Annotated in this window: 14 protein-coding genes; 6 read left to right on the top strand and 8 right to left on the bottom strand. The window is 40.9% G+C overall.

Features of this window, described 5'->3' with window-relative positions; genetic code table 11:
* Nucleotides 1-12: 12 nt before the first annotated feature.
* The 6 genes from NY014_RS05830 to topA form a co-directional block, all read right to left on the bottom strand.
* Nucleotides 13-1209, bottom strand: coding sequence for an MFS transporter (locus NY014_RS05830; RefSeq protein WP_259413615.1), 1197 nt, complete (start codon nt 1207-1209; stop codon nt 13-15).
* Nucleotides 1209-2228 carry an L-glyceraldehyde 3-phosphate reductase gene (mgrA, locus tag NY014_RS05825; protein ID WP_259413614.1) on the bottom strand — a complete coding sequence of 340 codons (1020 nt, stop codon included), beginning with the start codon at nt 2226-2228 and terminating at the stop codon, nt 1209-1211. The genes NY014_RS05830 and mgrA overlap by 1 nt, the downstream gene beginning before the upstream one ends.
* Nucleotides 2229-2247: 19 nt before the next feature.
* Nucleotides 2248-3585: a YfcC family protein gene (locus NY014_RS05820; protein WP_259413613.1), complete on the bottom strand. Its 1338-nt coding sequence runs from the start codon at nt 3583-3585 to the stop codon at nt 2248-2250.
* On the bottom strand, nt 3582-4919 hold the full coding sequence (locus tag NY014_RS05815) for a flavin-containing monooxygenase (protein ID WP_259413612.1): 1338 nt from the start codon (nt 4917-4919) through the stop codon (nt 3582-3584). Before NY014_RS05815 ends, NY014_RS05820 begins: the two co-directional genes overlap by 4 nt.
* A gap of 91 nt (nt 4920-5010) precedes the next feature.
* A complete protein-coding gene (locus NY014_RS05810; protein WP_259414135.1) occupies nt 5011-5700 on the bottom strand; it encodes an SIR2 family NAD-dependent protein deacylase in 690 nt (229 codons plus the stop codon).
* A gap of 50 nt (nt 5701-5750) precedes the next feature.
* Nucleotides 5751-8075, bottom strand: a complete 2325-nt coding sequence (topA, locus tag NY014_RS05805; protein ID WP_259413611.1) for a type I DNA topoisomerase — start codon at nt 8073-8075, stop codon at nt 5751-5753.
* A gap of 150 nt (nt 8076-8225) precedes the next feature.
* On the opposite strand from topA, the gene sixA reads away from it, so the two are divergent.
* Together sixA and NY014_RS05795 are read left to right on the top strand one after the other, a co-directional pair.
* Entirely contained in the window at nt 8226-8693 is a 468-nt protein-coding gene (gene sixA, locus NY014_RS05800; protein ID WP_259413610.1) for a phosphohistidine phosphatase SixA, read from the top strand.
* 87 nt (nt 8694-8780) lie between these two features.
* Complete coding sequence (locus NY014_RS05795; protein WP_259413609.1) at nt 8781-9239, top strand: lipocalin-like domain-containing protein; 459 nt, start codon at nt 8781-8783, stop codon at nt 9237-9239.
* A 62-nt stretch (nt 9240-9301) separates the two neighbouring features.
* On the opposite strand, the gene NY014_RS05790 is transcribed toward NY014_RS05795, so the two are convergent.
* Nucleotides 9302-11842: a M14 metallopeptidase family protein gene (locus NY014_RS05790; protein WP_259413608.1), complete on the bottom strand. Its 2541-nt coding sequence runs from the start codon at nt 11840-11842 to the stop codon at nt 9302-9304.
* 130 nt (nt 11843-11972) lie between these two features.
* Between NY014_RS05790 and NY014_RS05785 the strand changes: the two genes are divergently transcribed.
* The 3 genes from NY014_RS05785 (at nt 11973) to kdsB (ending at nt 15012) form a co-directional block, all read left to right on the top strand.
* Complete coding sequence (locus tag NY014_RS05785) at nt 11973-12740, top strand: 3-keto-disaccharide hydrolase (RefSeq protein WP_259413607.1); 768 nt, start codon at nt 11973-11975, stop codon at nt 12738-12740.
* Nucleotides 12741-12849: 109 nt separating this feature from the next.
* Entirely contained in the window at nt 12850-14190 is a 1341-nt protein-coding gene (locus tag NY014_RS05780; RefSeq protein ID WP_259413606.1) for a Gfo/Idh/MocA family protein, read from the top strand.
* Between the two features lie 99 nt (nt 14191-14289).
* Entirely contained in the window at nt 14290-15012 is a 723-nt protein-coding gene (kdsB, locus tag NY014_RS05775; protein ID WP_259413605.1) for a 3-deoxy-manno-octulosonate cytidylyltransferase, read from the top strand.
* Between the two features lie 12 nt (nt 15013-15024).
* Here kdsB and NY014_RS05770 read toward each other — a convergent pair whose 3' ends face one another.
* A complete protein-coding gene (locus NY014_RS05770) occupies nt 15025-17811 on the bottom strand; it encodes a putative LPS assembly protein LptD (protein ID WP_435520607.1) in 2787 nt (928 codons plus the stop codon).
* On the opposite strand from NY014_RS05770, the gene NY014_RS05765 reads away from it, so the two are divergent.
* Nucleotides 17810-18610, top strand: a complete 801-nt coding sequence (locus NY014_RS05765) for an N-acetylmuramoyl-L-alanine amidase family protein (protein ID WP_259413603.1) — start codon at nt 17810-17812, stop codon at nt 18608-18610. The genes NY014_RS05770 and NY014_RS05765 overlap by 2 nt on opposite strands.
* Nucleotides 18611-18665: the final 55 nt, after the last annotated feature.

Below are 18665 nucleotides of genomic sequence, written 5' to 3'. Positions count from 1 at the left end.
TCCGGTTTGACGCTACTTCGAGAGGCCTTGAGACAGGGCCTCTTTTTTTTGGAAAAAGCGAAATAGAAATAACCCGATCATGGGTCCAATTCCTAAAAGTCCTAGAGAGGTTGAAACTCCCAGTCTGGGTACTAGCCATTCGGTAAGCTGAATCGAAAAAATAGTCAATGCAAAACCGAGGCAGTTAACCAATGTAAGTGCCGTACCTCGATAGATGGGTGGAGTAGATTGGGCAACTAAAGTGGAGAATTGCGGGGAATCAGCAGTGACGAGAACGCCCCAAATTAGGAGAAAAAGGAAGCCCGGAAATCCGAAATTTTCAGGCAATAGAAATACCAAAATACAGCAAATTCCTGATCCTAGTAAAGAGGAAAGTGCAACGGTTCGGCTACTTTTTTTTGCTGCTATAAATCCTCCTAAAGCACATGAAAAAGCACCTATGGCGATAATGAAAAACACTCCGATTGAATTGCTTGGATTCCCTGTCTGCCAATTGGTGAAATAAGCTAAGGCTAGTGGTGCAAAAGCCCAAAAAGTATAAAGTTCCCACATATGACCAAAGTATCCCGATGCCGCTCCTTTAAGAGAGTTTATTTGACTGAGGCGAGGAAGTACTTTCCAATCGAATTTTGGGTTGCGAGTGCGAAAAGGTCCATCAGGAACAAATAGGCCCACCGCAATTCCTCCTAAAACAGCTAGGCTAGAGGTAATCCAAAAAATAAGTTCATAGGAATATTGGTAATCCAATCCTCGAATCAAAAAGGGAAGAGCCGTACCAAGTACCAATGCTCCGACCAGTAATCCCAAAGCCTTGCCGAGGCCTTTTTCAAAATAATCGGCAGCGATTTTCATTCCCACTGGATAAATCCCCGCGAGAAAAAAACCAACCAAATATCGAAATGTCAATAAAAACTCGAAGCTTAGCGGAAATACTGTGATCAGGAGGTTAAATCCAGCGGCTAAAAAAGAGCTGATTAAAAAAACTCTACTTGGAGAAAACCGGTCTGGTATTGAAAGGATGGCAAAAATTAAAGTTCCGGAAATAAAGCCAAATTGGACAGCCGAGGTCATTGCTCCTGTGAGCTCGGGAAGGCCTAACTTCTGACTCAATTCAGGAATAACTGCATTCCCGGCAAACCAAAGGGAAGTACCCAGAAATTGGGAGATCACAATGATCGTTAGGGCACTTCCCGCTTGAATGCGCCGCATTAGGCTCCGATAATTGATTTGATTTCTGTTATCTCCGAATCGCTGAATTGGGTGTTTTTGATAGATGCAACATTATCATCCAGTTGCTCAGGTCTGGAAACACCAACCAAAACAGAGGTAATTCGATGATCTTTCAATAGCCAAGCAATAGCCATCTGAGCTAAGGTTTGTCCTCTTGAAATAGCGATATCATTAAGCTTTTTGATCATCTGAATCTTGTCTTCACTGATCTGATCAGGTTTCAGATACCGGCCATCTTTGGCAGCTCTGGAGTCTTCAGGAATTCCTTTCAGGTATTTATTCGTCAAAAGTCCTTGCTCCAATGGTGAGAAAGCTATACTTCCTATTCCTTTTTCTTCAAGAACATCTAAAAGACCGCCTTCAACCCATCGATCAAGCATGCTATATCTCGGTTGGTGAATCAGAAGCGGTGTGCCCATTTCCTTTAAAATAGAATAAGCGCGGGCTGTTTCTTCTGCACTATATTGAGAAATTCCCACATAGAGAGCTTTACCCTGACGCACCAATTGATCTAAGGCACCCATTGTCTCTTCTAGCGGAGTTTCTGGATCTGGACGGTGATGGTAGAAAATATCTACATAATCCAGTCCCATTCGCTTCAAGCTTTGATCGCAGCTAGCAATCAGGTATTTTCTTGATCCCCAGTTTCCGTAAGGACCTGGCCACATATCCCATCCAGCTTTGGAAGAAATGATCAGCTCATCACGGTATGGGAGCAAGTCCTTTTTGAAGATTCTTCCAAAGTTTTCCTCAGCCGAACCATAAGGAGGTCCGTAGTTATTAGCTAAGTCAAAGTGGGAAATTCCCAAATCAAAAGCTCTTCGGATAATTCTTCTGCCAAGCGTAAAGTCCGCATTGTGCCCAAAATTATGCCACAAACCAAGGCTGATTTCTGGAAGTATTAAGCCGCTTTTCCCGGTTCTTCGGTATTTCATTCCTTGATACCGATTTTCAGCAGCTATGTAAGTGGGTAGGGGATTATGATCGTTAATATTCATGAATCAAGGTTATTTAGGTTTAATGAAACCAAATTAAGGCGATTATTAGGGATAACAAACAGATTCCAACAACAGCTAGCCAACTTTTAATGATAAATCGAATCCAGTCATTGAATTTTACTCCGGCAGCGGCAACAACAGCCATCATCCCCCCATTAGTTGGAGTAATCATATCCATCATACTGACTGCATATTGGGTGGATAATACAGCGAGTTGTCTTGAAATCCCCAACAAGTCCATTAAGGGAACGGCCAATGGAATAGTCAAAACATTTTGACCAGAAGTACTAGGTACGGGAATATGAATTAAGCATTGCGCTAGGAAAAGTCCATTTACCGCTACTAAATCAGGAAGTCCTTCCAAAGGATTAAAAAATGAGTAAATAACTGTATCGATGATTTTTCCTTTTTCTAAAACCAAGTAAACAGATCTTGCCAAGCCAACGATAATTCCAGCAAAGATCATTTCTCCAAAACCTTCTGTATAGGTTTTAGCGGTACCGTTTACTCCAAGTTTCCCGATTAAACCACAGGATATTCCAATCACAAAAAATAGAGAAGACATCTCATTGTATCCCCAATCATGTTGGGTGATTCCCCATCCCATAACAATTATTCCTCCCAAAGAAAGAAATAAAATCAAGCCATGTCTCCAGCCAATTGGGCTTGGTTCGAATTCCAGTGATTCAGTGATAGCTACTTTGGACTTTCCATTCCGAATCATCAAAAAAGTCCATAAACCTATTCCTAGGGCGAAAACGAGCATTCTGAAAATCAATCCTTCTGAAAGGTCTAATTCTGCTAGTTGTTGCCCCAAAAGTGAATTGAAGGGGTTGATTGGTGAAAATGCAGCGCCTGCCAATGATGAGCCCAAAGACAAACCTATTATTGAGCGGATATCCATTCGGAGATTTTTAGCCAGAATCACCAATATCGGAACCATCGCAATTATTTCTTCCTGCATGGCTATGGTGGCTCCTGCAAAAGAAAATCCCAAGGAAAGGAAAATGAGAAGGAGATTTTGTCTTTTATGAAATCGATAAATCAAGGCTTCGACTCCAGCTTGTAGAGCACCGGTTTTTTCTACCACATAAAAAGCTCCGCCGATAAGTAGGATAAGGACAAGTATGTCACTTCCCAGAATTATTCCTTCTGGAATTGCCAGTAGCATTTCCTTAAAAGAAACAGATTGCTTTTCAATCAACTCATAACTTCCTTGGACAACTACTTCACGTCCCGTCTGCTCATCTGGTTTTCTTTCATAGTTCCCAGAAGGAATCAAAAAGGTGAAAACCCAGGAAAGTAGAACAAACCCCACCAAAATGATGAGCGGGTGAGGGAAGGTTAATTTTTTCATACCTCCTGCTGATTTATTAATTGTGGGACCGGGTTTTTGGAAATGTAATTTTTAGGAAGCTGTTTTTTTAGATCTTGAATGAATCGATGAAAATCTACCGTGATCGTATGTCTAGGAGTATTAATTTGCTTGTAATCGGGATTTTTAACCTCTTTTTCGCAGAGTTCCTCTATGTTTTCTGGGCGCTTCCAATTCCCGATTAATTCTTGAGCCATTAATTTGCTCTGAAGTTCTGCTCCCGGCCAAATACAACCCAAAGGCTGGAACATCCCAATAAAGTAAAGATTGGTGATGGAAGGATGGAACATTTTCAAGTACAAGGGAACTGGTCCATTGCTATAGTCGATAAAATCCTTGTCAAAAAATGGATGACTTAGCCAGTAGCCTGTACATGCCACAATACTGTCATATTCCTCCTCTTTCCCATCTTCAAAGATTACTTTCTTGCCTTCAAAGCGTTTGATATCTAATCGTGGCTTGACTTTGCCATGGCGGATTTTATGCAAAAGCTCATCATTGATTGTAGGATGGGTGGCTCCAAAAGGTTCTGTTGGAGGACGAAGCCCATAAGCTTCATTTTTCCCAATAATTACCCGAAGCAAAATCGAATTCAAAAACATTCGAATTCGGGGAGGAATCCATTTGGAACGTTCTGCAACTTTATCGGATGGCATTCCAAAAATAAATTTTGGAACGATCCGATAACCTCTTCTCCATGAGATCGCAGTCATTTCTGAAACTCGACTCGTTTCCACAGCAACATCACAGGCAGAATTGCCTCCTCCAATTACCAATACCCGCTTTCCTCGAAAAGGCTCTGCTTTTTTGAAATTATGAGAGTGAAGGAATTCTCCGGTAAATTCGCCGGGGTAATTTGGATAGCGTGGTTTCCAGTGATGTCCATTTGCCACGACTAGGTGGGTAAATCGCTCGGTTTGTTTTTGACCGTCTTTTTCTGTTGTGATTTCCCAAGTGTTAGCATCAATCCATTCACAGTGGAGAATCATGGTGCCAAATCGGATGTATGGGTACAAGCCAAAATGTCTTGCATAGGCTTGAAAATATTTTCTGAGTTCGTCGTGAGATGGATAATCAGCCACCTCAGGATCGAAATCATCAAATGTAAAGTCTTCGTATTGAGATAAGGTCTTGGATGAAATGATGTGCGTAGTTTCAAAAACACTGGAATGGCTTTCGTCCTCGCTGTAAATCCAGTTTCCTCCAACATCCTGATTCCGGTCAAATGCTACTGCCTCTATTCCTTGATCAAGGAGATTTTTTAGCGCAGTAATACCGGAAGGTCCACATCCAATGATGGCTACTTTGTGATTCATAAATTGTTATTCGGGTTTTTTATTTACCAAAAAATGGAAATTCAACTTCAATCTAGTCTGTAATTTATAGCTTTTCCTGAAAGCTTTGAAATCAAAGAAGACTGAGTAATTCCTTTTTGAGTATTTTCATACCCTCAGTTGCTACTTGATTGATGAGGGTTGCGTTTTTTGGAAGACGGTAAGTTGGGAGATTTGGATCAACCAAATAAACCGGAGTATTTTCAGGAATATAGGAAACCAAATCAGCTGCCGGATATACCTGCAAGGATGTCCCGACAACCAAAAAAATATCAGCTTTTTGAGCGATTTGAATGGCAGGCATCATATTCGGCACAGCTTCCCCAAACCAAACCACATGAGGGCGAAGCTGACTTCCTTTTTCACATTTATCCCCCAATTTCAATTCCCAATGGTCTAATTCGTAAATCAACTTGGGGTCCAAGGTGCTTTGTGCTTTGTTTAATTCTCCATGTAAATGAAGGACTTGAGAAGACCCTGCCCGCTCATGAAGACTGTCTACATTTTGAGTGACTATGTGAACAGAAAAACAATCCTCTAATTCTACCAGAATTTGATGGGCTAGATTTGGTTTACATTCGCGTTCTTGTTTTCTACGTTGGTTGTAGAATTCCAAGACCAACTCTTTATTTCGATACCAGCCCTCAGGGGTAGCTACTTCCATCACATCATGACCTTCCCAAAGCCCCCCGCTATCCCGAAAGGTTTTGATTCCGCTTTCTGCGGAGATGCCTGCTCCGGTTAAGACAACCAATTTTTTCATTCTAGACATGTTTAGGAACAAAAAAACCGATCCATAGATCGGTTTTAAGTTTATTTTTTCTTGGCAAATCGTCCGCCTTTTTTCTTAGTATCAGGTTGGTTTTCAATGATTTCAATGGTTTCCTGATAAGTTAGGTTTTCAGCTTCCTTACCTTTTGGGATCTTGTAATTATTTTTTCCAAACTTGATGTAAGGTCCCCATCGACCATTCAGAATCTGAATCTCAGGATTTTCATCGAAGGTTTTGATATGCTTTTTGGCATCTGCTTCGCGCTTATCCTGAATGAGTTGAATTGCTTCTTCTTCAGTGATGCTAAGGGGGTCCTGTTCTTTCTTCAGGGAAACAAAATTTCCATCATGTCGAATGTATGGACCAAAGCGCCCAATTGCTGCTACCATCTTTTTACCCTCAAACATTCCCACATCACGTGGAAGTTTGAACAGTTCAAGTGCATCTTCTAGGCTGATATTTTCTATGAATTGACCTTTCTTTAAGCTGGCGAATTTCTTGTCTTCATCATCATTGTCACCAATTTGAACCAATGGTCCAAATCTGCCCAGACGTGCAGTGACGGGTTTTCCATTTTCAGGATGATTGCCCAAGAATCGACTGGAATTGACATCTTGACGAGAAACCTGTTCGGTCTCTTCCACACTGTGGTGAAACTTTCCGTAGAAATTATCAATCATATCCTGCCAATCCTGACCTCCCGAAGCGATATCATCGAATTCCTTCTCCACTTTTGCGGTGAAATTGTAATCAATCACATTTGGAAAATGCTCTACCAAAAAGTCATTTACCACCATGGCAATATTGGTAGGGAAAAGCTTTTGTTTTTCCGCGCCAGTAATTTCTGTTTTGGTAGATTCTTTAAACTCTCTATCAGCAATTACCATTTCCTGATAATTACGAGGCGTTCCATCCCGACTTTCCTTAATTACATATTCCCGTTTTTGGATAGTGGAAATAGTTGGGGCATAGGTCGACGGTCTACCAATTCCAAGCTCCTCTAGTTTTTTCACCAAACTCGCTTCGGTATATCTTGGAGCTGGTCTCGTGAAACTTTCCTTACCCTTCATTTCCCGAAGCTGAAGAGCCTGACCGATTTGCATAGGAGGGAGAAGCGTCTTGTTTTGGTTGTCATCTTCCTCGTTTTCATCATCGGTTGATTCCATGTATACTTTTAGGAATCCATCAAATTTGATTACTTCTCCATGAGCAGAAAGTGTCAAGTCCGAGTTGGAGATTTGAATGGTGATGTTGGTCTTTTCAAGCTGAGCATCAGCCATTTGAGAAGCAATAGCTCGCTTCCAGATTAAATCATACAATCGTTGCTCATTTCTATCCCCGCTGATTTCCGGTTTGGAAAAATCCGTAGGTCGAATTGCTTCGTGAGCTTCCTGAGCCCCTTCGGACTTGGTAGTGTATTTTCTGGCCTTATGATATTGATCTCCGAATTCATTCTTGATCGCAGATTCAGCTGATCGCATGGCTTCTTCGGAAAGATTCACACTATCGGTTCGCATGTAGGTGATCTTACCAGCCTCATAAAGCTTCTGTGCGACAGACATGGTTTGAGCTACCGAAAAGTACAATTTTCTGGAAGCTTCCTGCTGAAGGGTGGAGGTAGTAAAAGGCGGAGCCGGAGATTTTTTGGCAGGTTTTTTCTCAAGATTTCCTACCGTAAATTCTGCTTGAAGACAGGCTTTTAGAAAAGCTTCTGCCTCTGCCTTTGTTTCAAATTTTTTGGGTAATTCGGCTTGAAAAGTTTTTCCATCTACTTCAAACTGAGCTGTAATTCGGAAAGAAGATTTGGCTTCAAAAGCTTCAATTTCTCGCTCTCTTTCTACAATCAGGCGAACAGCAACAGATTGAACTCTACCTGCTGAAAGTCCGGTTTTGATTTTTTTCCAAAGTACAGGTGAAAGCTCAAAGCCTACCAATCGATCTAAAATTCTCCTTGCCTGCTGCGCATTTACCAAGTCGTAATCAATCCCCCGTGGGTTTTCAATAGCACGTTGAATAGCATTTTTGGTGATTTCTCGAAAAACTATCCGCTTGGTATTTTCGTCTTTAAGTTTCAAGACTTCTTTCAAATGCCAAGAAATCGCTTCTCCTTCACGGTCATCGTCACTCGCGAGATAGATGGTGTCGGCATCTTTGACTAAGCTTCGAAGATTTTTGATCACTTCTTTTTTATCTGGAGTGATCTCATAGGTGGGCTTGAAGCGATTATGTATATCAATTGCCTTGTCACCTTTGGGCAAATCTCGAATGTGTCCATAACTGGATGCAACCTTGAAATCTTTGCCAAGGTATCCTTCAATGGTTTTTGCTTTGGCAGGGGACTCGACTATGACGATATTTTTGGACATAAAAATTTCAGAATTAGGCCTGAGGGCTTGTTTTGAAAAGCTAAAAATAGAAGGCATTGTTTTCACCTGCAACTATTAAATTTTCAGGTGATCGGATGGAAGGATTCTTGTGACTGTTTTTAGGCTTGAAATTTTGAATAATTTGGACTTATGAAACGATTATTTTTATTGAGACACGGAGAGGCTAGTTTTTCTGCTGATTTGGATTTTGATCGTACTCTCACACCAAAAGGAAAGGGAAAAGTTTCGCATGTTGCGGCACGTCTAAACGAATTAGCTCCTGAAATTGGGAAGGTCTATTGTTCACCTGCACAACGAACCAAAGAAACTGCAAACATCGTCGCTGAGCGAGTTTTGATTAAAAATCAGGAATATGTCCGATCCATTTATGATGGGGATTTGCAAGACCTGATGGATATTTTGGAAAATACTCCTCAAGACTTTAATGAAGTTTTAATTGTTGGACATAATCCTTTGATTAGTCTTTTTGCAGCGAATTTGAGTGATGGAGAATACCTCAATATGCAGCCAGGGGATTTGATATATATTGAGTTTCCTCTAGATTCATGGAAATTAATCACATTTGGAAGTGGCGTTTTGTGTGAAGTGATTAGTTAAAAAAAGTCTTTCAAACATCAGTTTGATTTACGGTAGCGGTGCTTTTTCAAACTTAATTCTGTATCATCGAAAAAAAATCAACATCAAATGATACTAATCGAAAAGAACCCTCCTTCTTCAAAAAGCCGAATTTTAACGATCATTCCTTTCTTTTTGGGACTCATGATCTTGGTTTCCTGTTCTGGTGGAATCCAAAAAGAGGACTTGGTTGGAACCTGGATTGGAACGGACTTTAACTTTGAACAATCCGAGGGTGGAGAAATGGCAGCTATGATTGAGGGAGGAAGAATGCTTCACGAAGATGGGAGGCTAGAACTCAATGAAAACGGTACCTTCAGGATTTTTGCTGGAAAAGGAGATTTGAATGGATTGGGTACTTGGGAAATTGACGGTGGCGATCTTGTGATGAACTACGATGTGGGTGAAGTTACTCGATATGAAATTCTTTCTTTCACAGATAAAGAACTGGTTACAAAACATGAGGTGGAATTTGAATCACCTCTTGGTAAAATAGCCGGGATTATTACATTGACCTATAGGCGATAAAAAGTAATTCAAAGCTGACGATAAAGAAAAAACCGCAGGATATCCTGCGGTTTTTTTAGCTTTTAGTCCATTTGATTTCCAAAGAAAATGGCATTTAAGAACAGCTTGTTTGTTCCAAACCATGTGCCTCTAAAATTCGGACTATCGAAGAAATGAATAACACGTCCACTTCTTGAAGAAGAAATAACTACGCTTGCACTTTGCTTTAGCTTCTCCAAATTTGAGTCAGAAATGTAGCCTCCCAAATGTGGGTTTTCTGTATATCGGATAGGAGTCAAATATTTGTTTTGGCTAGGTTGGATGAAAATGTTCGTGTTTCTATAGACCGGAATATTTTCACTTCTGTAGCCATAGGAAATCGGGTGTGTAAGATCCATTCTTGCTAGGTAGATACTTCCTCCAACTTGTTTTGCGCCTTCAAAATCCCTTCTTATTGCAAATGGAAGCTCAGATGGATCTTTTTCTCCTTCCAATTGAACCGGAGATTCTTTTGTAAGCCCGATTCGGTTTAGCCAAAGGCTAGCACTCTTTAAAGAAATCACCGTTCCGCCTCGATTTACCCAATCTTTCAAATGTTCAATAGAGGCCTCAGACAATTCACTGTAATTCCCGGAAGGAAGTATCAGGGTGTTGTAATTGAATAGATTAACTCGACCGAAATTGTCGGTATTTACCTTGGTTATGGGCATTCCAACTTTAGTGTCCAATAAGTGCCAGATTTCACCTGCTTCATAGCTAGATACTCCAGGGCCAACAAGCATGATGACTTTTGGTTTTTGTACCGCACCCACGAGATTGGAACCTAAATCAATTCCAGTCAAATTGAGACCTGTTTCTACTTTGTAGACTTTTTGCTGATTGATTTTTGCCAACGCTTCCATTTTAGAAGCAACTTCCTCCTGACTTAAGCTTTGGAAACCTATAGGAATCATCAAAGTGCCTGCGGCAAAATCAAAAGGGCCATTTTGCGTTTGAGAACTGAATGGTCTATTAATGACTTCGACATGAATCCCCGCAGTTTGTAAATCATGAAGCATTTTTGGAGCAAAATAATCGGCCCAGTCAATCAAATAGGCATATGCCTTTCCACTTGGGAATGTGTAATCCGGTGCTTCAATTGTATTTAGCTCAGTTCCTAATTTGGCAGTAGGGGCAGTAGCAAAAGGCATTCCGTAGGCTGCGGCCATGGTCCAGGCTGAGGCATCATAAAATACCGAATCCGCAAACTCCTTCACGTACTCAAACATGGTGCGAACCATTCTATACTGAGGCTGTGCTGTAGGAACTAACCAAGATTTTCCTTTTTTGAATTCTTGTCCACCAACTCGAAGGTCCGCATCATTTTCATAAACTTTGATTTTATGGTCCAAAAGAAATTGTAGGAATAGTCGGTTTCGACTGGCATCAAATTCATCACCAAAGACATAGTTTTTTGCTGGGTCTTTTCTTCCTTCATCCACTGCGGTAACAAAGAACTCTCGAAGGTAATCGTGCATGTATTCCCGATTATCAATAGAAGCTTCCATTGTTGCCAAGGAATTGACTAGGTGATTTCTAATCGTAAATGCAAAAGAAATATCTCCTCGTTGACTGGCCTGCAAATGCCCTCGACTACTTGCAGTTTCAAATACCAACCCCAATCCTCCATGAATATCTGGATAGGTTGAGCCATAGCCTGGGTAGCTATTGTCAAACACTTCTTTTGTCCAGTATAGGCTACCAATTTCATCCATGTATTTGGAGAAATATTTCGCGAATAGCGGATTGATATCATCATAGTTTTTTCGAGGAACAACCGGATTCTCAGAGCCATAAGGCTTGGTAGGTTCAAAGAAATAGGTGCTATTGGTCCCCATTTCATGGAAATCCGTAGTAACATTAGGGTACCATTGATGGTACCATTCCACTTTCACTTGGGATTCAGGATGTGCAAGGGGTAACCAATCTCTATTCAAATCAAACCAATAATGATTGGTTCTACCTCCAGGCCAAGCCTCATTATGCTCCCGATCCAAAGGATCAGCGACAGGAGGGAATCCTTTATTTGAATCAGCCCACAAACTATGCCTATCCCGTCCATCAGGATTTAAAGTAGGGTCAATATGAATAACTGCTTCTTCTCGAACTCGCTTTGCTAAGTCAGATTGTCCAGCTAATATCCAATAGGCCGTCAGCATAGCTGCTTCGGCAGAGGAAGGTTCATTTCCATGTACTCCATAACCTAGGTGGACAATCGCTGGCATGGAACTTACATCAGGTTTTTCCTGAGTTGGGTCTGCAAGTTGTATTTGCCGCTGACGAATTTGTTCCAAATCAGCCATATGAGTAGGGGATGCAATGGTCAAAATTACTTTTGGCCTGTGCTCATGCGTGTAGCCTATGGTTTGAAGAGTGGCTAACTCACTGACTTCATCCAGCTTTTCGAAGTATTTTACGATTAAGTCATAGCGGGTATGCCAATCTCCGATAGGATATCCTAAAAACTCTTCAGGAGATGGAATTGTCGAGTCAAAACTTTCTCCCGGGAAGAAATAATCAGTTTGAGCCATAGACTGACTTATTCCTACCAAGAAGGCGATCAAAGCAAAGTATAATTTTTTCATATGCTGTATTTTTCAGAAAATTAGGAAAGCTTTTGCCCTCTACAACCAAAAATCCATTAATGGTCTTTTGATTCAGGACAATTGCTCTTAATTTATTCATCCAATTTATCAACCCTAATTTATTTTACATATGAAAATTTCCCATAAGCTCTTTTTTACAGCTTTATTTCTACTTGTTGGATCCTCTTTGGTAAGTGCTCAGGAACAAACCCCACCACCTTTACCTCCTCAGGCAACGGAATTTTATACTCCTGTTCCTCCAAAGATTACTCCAGGTGCTCAAAATCATTTACCGCCTTCAGATGCGATTGTTCTTTTCGATGGAAGTAGTTTGAATGGCTTTGTTTCAGCTAGAGATGGTTCAAGCCCCGCAGAGTGGAAAATCGAAAATGGCGAATTGGTAGTGGTTGCCGGAAAAGGTGATATTCAGTCCAAATTGCCTTTTGGAGATGCCCAGTACCATGTTGAATGGTCAGCGCCAACTGAGATTAAAGGAGAAGGGCAAGGCCGGGGAAATTCGGGTTTTTTCCTAATGGGATTGTATGAGGTGCAAATTCTGGATAGTTATGAAAGTAAAACCTACACCAATGGACAAGCAGGTAGTATTTACAAGCAATATCCACCCTTAGTAAATCCTTTGAGAGCTCCGGGTGAGTGGAATTATTACGATATCATCTTTAAAGCTCCTCGTTTTGACAAAAATGGAGTGTTGACATCCCCAGCAACAGTTACGGTGATGATCAATGGGGTTTTGGTGCAAAATCACGTGATTCTTCGTGGGCCGACTGAATACATTGGGATTCCAAATTACAAAGTACACCCAGAAGAACTTCCAATCATACTTCAGGATCATGGAAATCCTGTCCGATTTAGAAATATCTGGCTGAGACCTCTTTAAACAGTTAACAGTAAATAGTAAGCGGTAAAAAGTTTACTATTGGCTGGTAGGTGCTCTTGAATTATCACCTACTAACTACAAGATCAATAACTCAATAACCCAATAACCTATGTCTTCACGAAGAAAATTCCTCCAAAATACCATGCTCATGGGAGCTGGTCTTAGTATGCCATCGATATTGACGGCAGCTGATTTTGGTACTTTTACTAGAAAAATAAAGCCCTCAGACCAAATCAACTACGGCCTAATTGGCTGTAAAGGAATGGGTTGGTCTAATATGAATGCGCATCTAAAAATCCCCAATGTTAATTGCGTTGCACTTGCAGATATCGATCAATCAGTTTTGGATCAGCGAACTGAGGATGTATTCAAATTAAGAGGTGTCCGGCCTAAGCAATACAAGGATTATCGAAAGATGTTGGAAGATCCTGATATTGACGTGGTGATTATCGGTACTCCTGACCATTGGCATTGCCTGAATATGGTGGATGCAGTATCTGCCGGAAAGCATGTCTATGTTGAAAAGCCCATTGCGAATACGATCGAGGAATGTCAAATCATGGTGAAAGCTCAAGAGCGCTATGGAAAGGTTGTTCAGGTAGGTCAATGGCAGCGATCTGGTTCTCAATATGATCAGGCAATTGAATATGTCAAATCAGGAAAGCTAGGTCAGATTCGTTTGGTAAAATGCTGGGCTTATCAAGGTTGGATGAAACCTGTTCCTGTTCAACCTGACGGCCCTGCTCCGGCTGGTGTGGATTATGATATGTGGTTGGGCCCAGCTCCAAAAAGACCATTCAATCCAAATCGATTCCATTTTAATTTCCGATGGTTTTGGGATTATGCGGGAGGTTTGATGACTGATTGGGGTGTTCATGAAATTGATATTGCACTTTATGCGATGGGAGTAAGTGCCCCGAAATCTATTATGGCCTCGGGAGGTAAATTTGCTTATCCTGATGATGCTTCCGAGACTCCTGATACCCTGCAAACTGTTTATGAATATGAAGGTTTCAATATGCTTTGGGAGCATGCCACAGGTATTGATGGAGGAAATTACGGTACGACAGAAGGGATTGCTTTTATCGGAAATAATGCAACTTTAGTAGTGAATAGAGGAGGTTGGAAAGTAATCCCAGAAACAGAAACTGTGGAAGGAGAGCGAAAACCAAAAGTAGCAGAGGTTCCACATACTCGCCCTACTGGAAGCGCTTTGGATTCCCATGCCCAGAATTTTGTGGAGTCTGTGATGGCAAATGATCCAAGTAGATTGAAGTGTGCGATCCAAACGGGATCAGTGGCTGCAATCAATGCTCAGATGGGTAATATCGCCTTCAAGACAGGAAAGAAAATTTATTGGGATGCCTCCAATAATCAGTTCACTGATTCTGATGCCAATGATCTTATGAAAGCTCATTACCATAATGGTTGGCAAGTCCCAAAAGTCTAGAATAATCTAAAAAGAGAAGCCAGAGCAATTCATTACAAGCTCTGGTTTCTTTATTTTTGGCCCTGATTTATTGAAAATATTCATTCAAAATCCCAAACTTTGAAATCTGCCGCTCTTATCCCTGCACGATTCGCATCTACTCGTTTGCCAGCTAAACTTATCCAAGATTTAGGTGGGAAATCCGTGATACAGCGGACCTACTTAAGCACTTTGGATACTGGAGTTTTCGATGAAGTATGGGTAGTGACTGATCATGAAGAAATTGCCAATCAAATCAGGCAGGTTGGCGGTCAGGTGTTTTTTAGTAAAAGACAACACGAAAGTGGGTCGGATCGAATAGCTGAAGCACTTGATCAAGTCGATGCCGAATTGATTGTCAATGTTCAAGGAGATGAACCATTCCAAGATGCTAATTCTTTAAAGTCTTTGGTGGAGGTTTTTCAGGATGATGAAGTTCAGATGGCCTCCCTATTTCATGAGATTTCAGAAGAAGAAGCTCAAAATCCTAATGCGGTAAAAGTAGTCCTTGATGAAAAAGGCGATGCACTTTATTTTTCGAGATCACCGATTCCTTTCAATCGAGATAAGTTGCCAAACCTGACCTACAAAAAGCATATTGGCGTTTACGCATACAGACGCGATATTTTAAGTCAGTTTACTACTTGGCCAAAGGGTGAACTAGAGCAAATCGAGATGCTGGAGCAACTTCGGTTATTGGAAAAAGGGATTAAAATTCGGATGGTAAAAACAAGCCACCAACCCATTGCAATTGATACTTCGGAGGATTTGGAAAGGGCGAGAAAATTTTTGAAAAATCTCTAAATCAATTCCTGATTACCTATCAAAGAAGGACCTTCTTCGGGAAACCTTCAAATCCTGAAGGATGCTGGATTTGACGCGAATGTCAATGTTGTAGGAAGTAAATCGTCCGAAAGGTATCCAGTTGACATTCATCTGCCAGCAATGCAGGTCTCTGGCAATTCCTATCATGGATTGAGTAATCGCCTGATCCACTAAGTTGATACCAGTATTAAAATTGATTTTCCACTTTTCTGAAAGGGAAATATCTCCTGAAAGTTGTACAGCTGAAGTGACATTCGTACTTCCATTGGATTGTTTGCTATATGCCAAATTATAGCCTACCGTCAAATTCCATGGAATATTCCAGTCGATGTACTGGCTTGGATCAGTGACAATTTGGTTAATCTGACTCTCCACAAACTCATTCATGATTCCTCCTTGCTGAAGGAATTGATTGGTGAGTTCATCCCGAACTTCATTTGGATTTTGAGAGTTGCTTGGATTTATCGATGCATTAATATTGAGTGAGGCATTTCGGATGGTGCCTATGCCTTGCCCATTTTTCCATGCATATTCATTGATTCTTCGGGTGGTTTCTGTGCCATTGGTATTTGTGAAAGTGGCTGTTGCGTAAGGATCCAAAGTTGTACTCACGTTTACAGACAATCTCCTTTCAAAAAAGCTTGTTCGTGCACTGATTCTCAAAGGTGCAAGCTGGAAGGAATCTGCTGCGAAATTGTAGGAAGTATTTAGATCCAGGTTCTCGATGATAGGAATCTTTTTGGTGCTTTCTTCATCCGTAGAATCCTCAGCAGTTTTGATTTTTGCTTCCAAAACAGATCGCAATCCAAAGGTCAAAGATCTTGATTCTCCTTGCGGAGCACCACCATAAATAAATCCTTGATGTCTATTATAAAGTCGGGTATCACCTTCAGTATTTACCTGTACATTTTGGAAGTATCCAAATGACTCATCGGTGAAATCCGGCGTATAGCTAAATCCGAATGTAGGCTGAATGTGATGTCGGATAGTTTGAATTTTTCCCCCTTTGAAATTATAGAACCCATAGAGGTTGGTATTCATTGCAAATGAGCTATTGTAAAAGCTCACTCGATTGAACCCATTCTCTACGATTTGATCCACCCGCTCGGATTCAGGATTGTAGAAGAATCGAAGCTTTTGCAAATACCATAGTTCCGTGATGTTTGCGGAAGCTGTTCCCGTAAAGTATTTGAATAGGGTAAAATTGGAACTGATCGGAATTCTATGCTGAGCTCCATTATTGGCGTTTTTAAGTAAAAGACTAAAGTTCTCCGGTGTAAAAGGGATCAATTCCGGGGCAGTGCTTCCACCCAATTCAGGATCAATAGGGGTAGGGGACTGAATCCGGTTTGTGATTGAGTTTTGAATATCAAAGTTCCAGGCAATATTCAATGTTTTGAGGGGTTCAAAATCCACATTTCGGAATGGATTCTGTCGGTTCATCGAGACATTAAAAGAAGGTAATCGAAGTCTTACCTCACCAGTTGATACCGACTGGGAATGCTGGGCACTTGCTGACATGGAGAAAGGCGTACCCGAAAACTGTTTCGTATAATTGATATTTGACTGAAGATCTGAGGTAACGTTATTCTGGAAATTTGTCGGATTAATGACATTGTTGAAATAGGAAGTGCTACCTGCATTTACAGATGCGGAAAATCTTCCTGTCCCACGACTTTCCGGATTGTGTGACCAAGAAATACGGAACGTATTGTAATCAACCGGATTTAATTCAGTCTCCGGAGATTTGAATTTTTGAAAATCAAAATTGAATGCTCCGCTAAAGCGATAGCGCTTTTTATAAATTGATTGGGACTTGAGACCCCAGCCTCCTTTGGAGTAAATGTCCCCGGTAATTCTGGAGTGTATGTAATCGTTGAAAGCAAAATAGTATCCAAAATCCCGGAGGAAAAGTCCACGAACTTGTTCCTCTCCATAAGTAGGGAAAATGATTCCAGATGCTTTTTCTTCAGGAGTATTTGGAATTATACCGAATGGAAGACCGAGTGGAGTTGGAATTCCATTGAAATAAAGATTAAAAGGCCCAGAGACCACTTGCTTTCCTTCGATGGACTTGATCTTATTAGAAGATATATGCCAATGCGGTTCTGTAAGCTTACAGGTAGTGTAGTATCCATGATCGAGGTAGATGCTGCCATCATCAGTCTTCTTAATGGTTTCACCTCTCAAAATCCCATCTTGTTGTTCGGTGACTACATCCTTGATGATGGCTTTTTGGGTTTGGAAATTATACCTCATTTCCTTCCGTATCTCATAGACTTGCCCTCGATCTTTGAAGAATGGGTTTCCTTGGATATTTCCTAGACTATCCGTAACACCTGAGGCATAGAGCTCATTATTTTTCCAATCAATCACGATCCGATCTGCATCCAAACGCATTTCTCCGTACTCAAACCATGCCTGATTGTATAGATAGACTTTGTTGGTTTTGAAGTCAGTGACAATACTATCTTCAGCATAGTAATTGATTTCGCTCATTATTGAGCTGCTGGGCACAATTTTTGTCGAATCTGACAAGGATAAGGTATCAGCAGGGATGGAAACTGTATCTCCCATAATTCGAGCAGGAGCCTCTAAGGTGTCAGGTACAGTCAACCTTCTCTCTTGAGTAGTCCTGGATCGCTGAGCTTCAGCCATTTGGGGCAAAAGCAAAAATATACATAAGCTCAAAAGTAGGAGTTTCAATCCCTGCACAGTCGCTGCCTTATTTGCTGATTTAATGGAAATATCGCGTAAAGTTAATTTTATTGCCCTCATGGAAAGGTTTCAAAATAAAAAATTTATTCTTTCTCTGATTTTGATGATCCCGTTTCTGTTTGGAGGTTTCATTCCTGATGAAACGATGATGCCGGCGTTTCGGATGAAAAAAATTGTTTTGGATGCTGGACATGGTGGAAAAGACCCCGGGAATTTGGGTTCTAAATCCCGCGAAAAGGATATCAACTTGGCCGTAACGTTACTTGTTGGAAAATACATTAATCAATACATGCCAGACGTCGAGGTGATTTACACTCGAAAGGATGACAGCTTTCCATCTTTGAAGGATAGACCTAGAATTGCCAATAATAATAAAGCAGATCTTTTTGTTTCCATTCATTCTAATTCAGCGGCTAGCCGGTCGGCATATGGTACAGAGACTTTTATTATGGGGATGAAGCACTTCGAATCCAACTTCGATATTATCAAACGGGAAAACTCCGTGATGCTGCTAGAAGACGGCTATCAGGAAAAATATGAAGGCTTTGATCCTTCTTCTCCCGAATCCTATATCATGTTCAATCTGATGTCTCAGGCATTTTTCGAAAACTCGCTGACTTTGGCTGATCAAATCGAAAAGCAGTTTAAAGATCGGGTAGGGAGAAAGAGCCGTGGAGTGAAGCAAGGGCCTTTTTATGTGCTTTGGACTCCTTCTATGCCATCCGTCTTGGTCGAGTTGGGATTCTTGTCCAATAGCTCGGAAGAGCAATTCCTGATGAGCAAACAAGGACAGGAATACATGGCTTCTGCAATTTTCAGATCTATTCGTGATTATAAAAATGAAATTGAAGGAAATTAAGCTTTAAGCTGTCTTTCAAGGAATTAGCCCTTTTTTGTTTTGAAAAAGGGCTTTT

This window comes from Algoriphagus limi, assembly GCF_024919275.1.
Lineage (GTDB): Bacteria > Bacteroidota > Bacteroidia > Cytophagales > Cyclobacteriaceae > Algoriphagus > Algoriphagus limi.
This window is presented reverse-complemented; position numbering and strand designations above follow the sequence as displayed.

What these genes read in the sequence shown, in the direction of transcription:
- NY014_RS05830 (WP_259413615.1), bottom strand. Translation starts at nt 1,209, where the DNA reads ATGCGGCGCATTCAAGCGGGAAGTGCCCTAACGATCATTGTGATCTCC.
- mgrA (WP_259413614.1), bottom strand. Translation starts at nt 2,228, where the DNA reads ATGAATATTAACGATCATAATCCCCTACCCACTTACATAGCTGCTGAA.
- NY014_RS05820 (WP_259413613.1), bottom strand. Translation starts at nt 3,585, where the DNA reads ATGAAAAAATTAACCTTCCCTCACCCGCTCATCATTTTGGTGGGGTTT.
- NY014_RS05815 (WP_259413612.1), bottom strand. Translation starts at nt 4,919, where the DNA reads ATGAATCACAAAGTAGCCATCATTGGATGTGGACCTTCCGGTATTACT.
- NY014_RS05810 (WP_259414135.1), bottom strand. Translation starts at nt 5,700, where the DNA reads ATGAAAAAATTGGTTGTCTTAACCGGAGCAGGCATCTCCGCAGAAAGC.
- topA (WP_259413611.1), bottom strand. Translation starts at nt 8,075, where the DNA reads ATGTCCAAAAATATCGTCATAGTCGAGTCCCCTGCCAAAGCAAAAACC.
- sixA (WP_259413610.1), top strand. Translation starts at nt 8,226, where the DNA reads ATGAAACGATTATTTTTATTGAGACACGGAGAGGCTAGTTTTTCTGCT.
- NY014_RS05795 (WP_259413609.1), top strand. Translation starts at nt 8,781, where the DNA reads ATGATACTAATCGAAAAGAACCCTCCTTCTTCAAAAAGCCGAATTTTA.
- NY014_RS05790 (WP_259413608.1), bottom strand. Translation starts at nt 11,842, where the DNA reads ATGAAAAAATTATACTTTGCTTTGATCGCCTTCTTGGTAGGAATAAGT.
- NY014_RS05785 (WP_259413607.1), top strand. Translation starts at nt 11,973, where the DNA reads ATGAAAATTTCCCATAAGCTCTTTTTTACAGCTTTATTTCTACTTGTT.
- NY014_RS05780 (WP_259413606.1), top strand. Translation starts at nt 12,850, where the DNA reads ATGTCTTCACGAAGAAAATTCCTCCAAAATACCATGCTCATGGGAGCT.
- NY014_RS05765 (WP_259413603.1), top strand. Translation starts at nt 17,810, where the DNA reads ATGGAAAGGTTTCAAAATAAAAAATTTATTCTTTCTCTGATTTTGATG.
- NY014_RS05770 (WP_435520607.1), bottom strand. Translation starts at nt 17,811, where the DNA reads ATGAGGGCAATAAAATTAACTTTACGCGATATTTCCATTAAATCAGCA.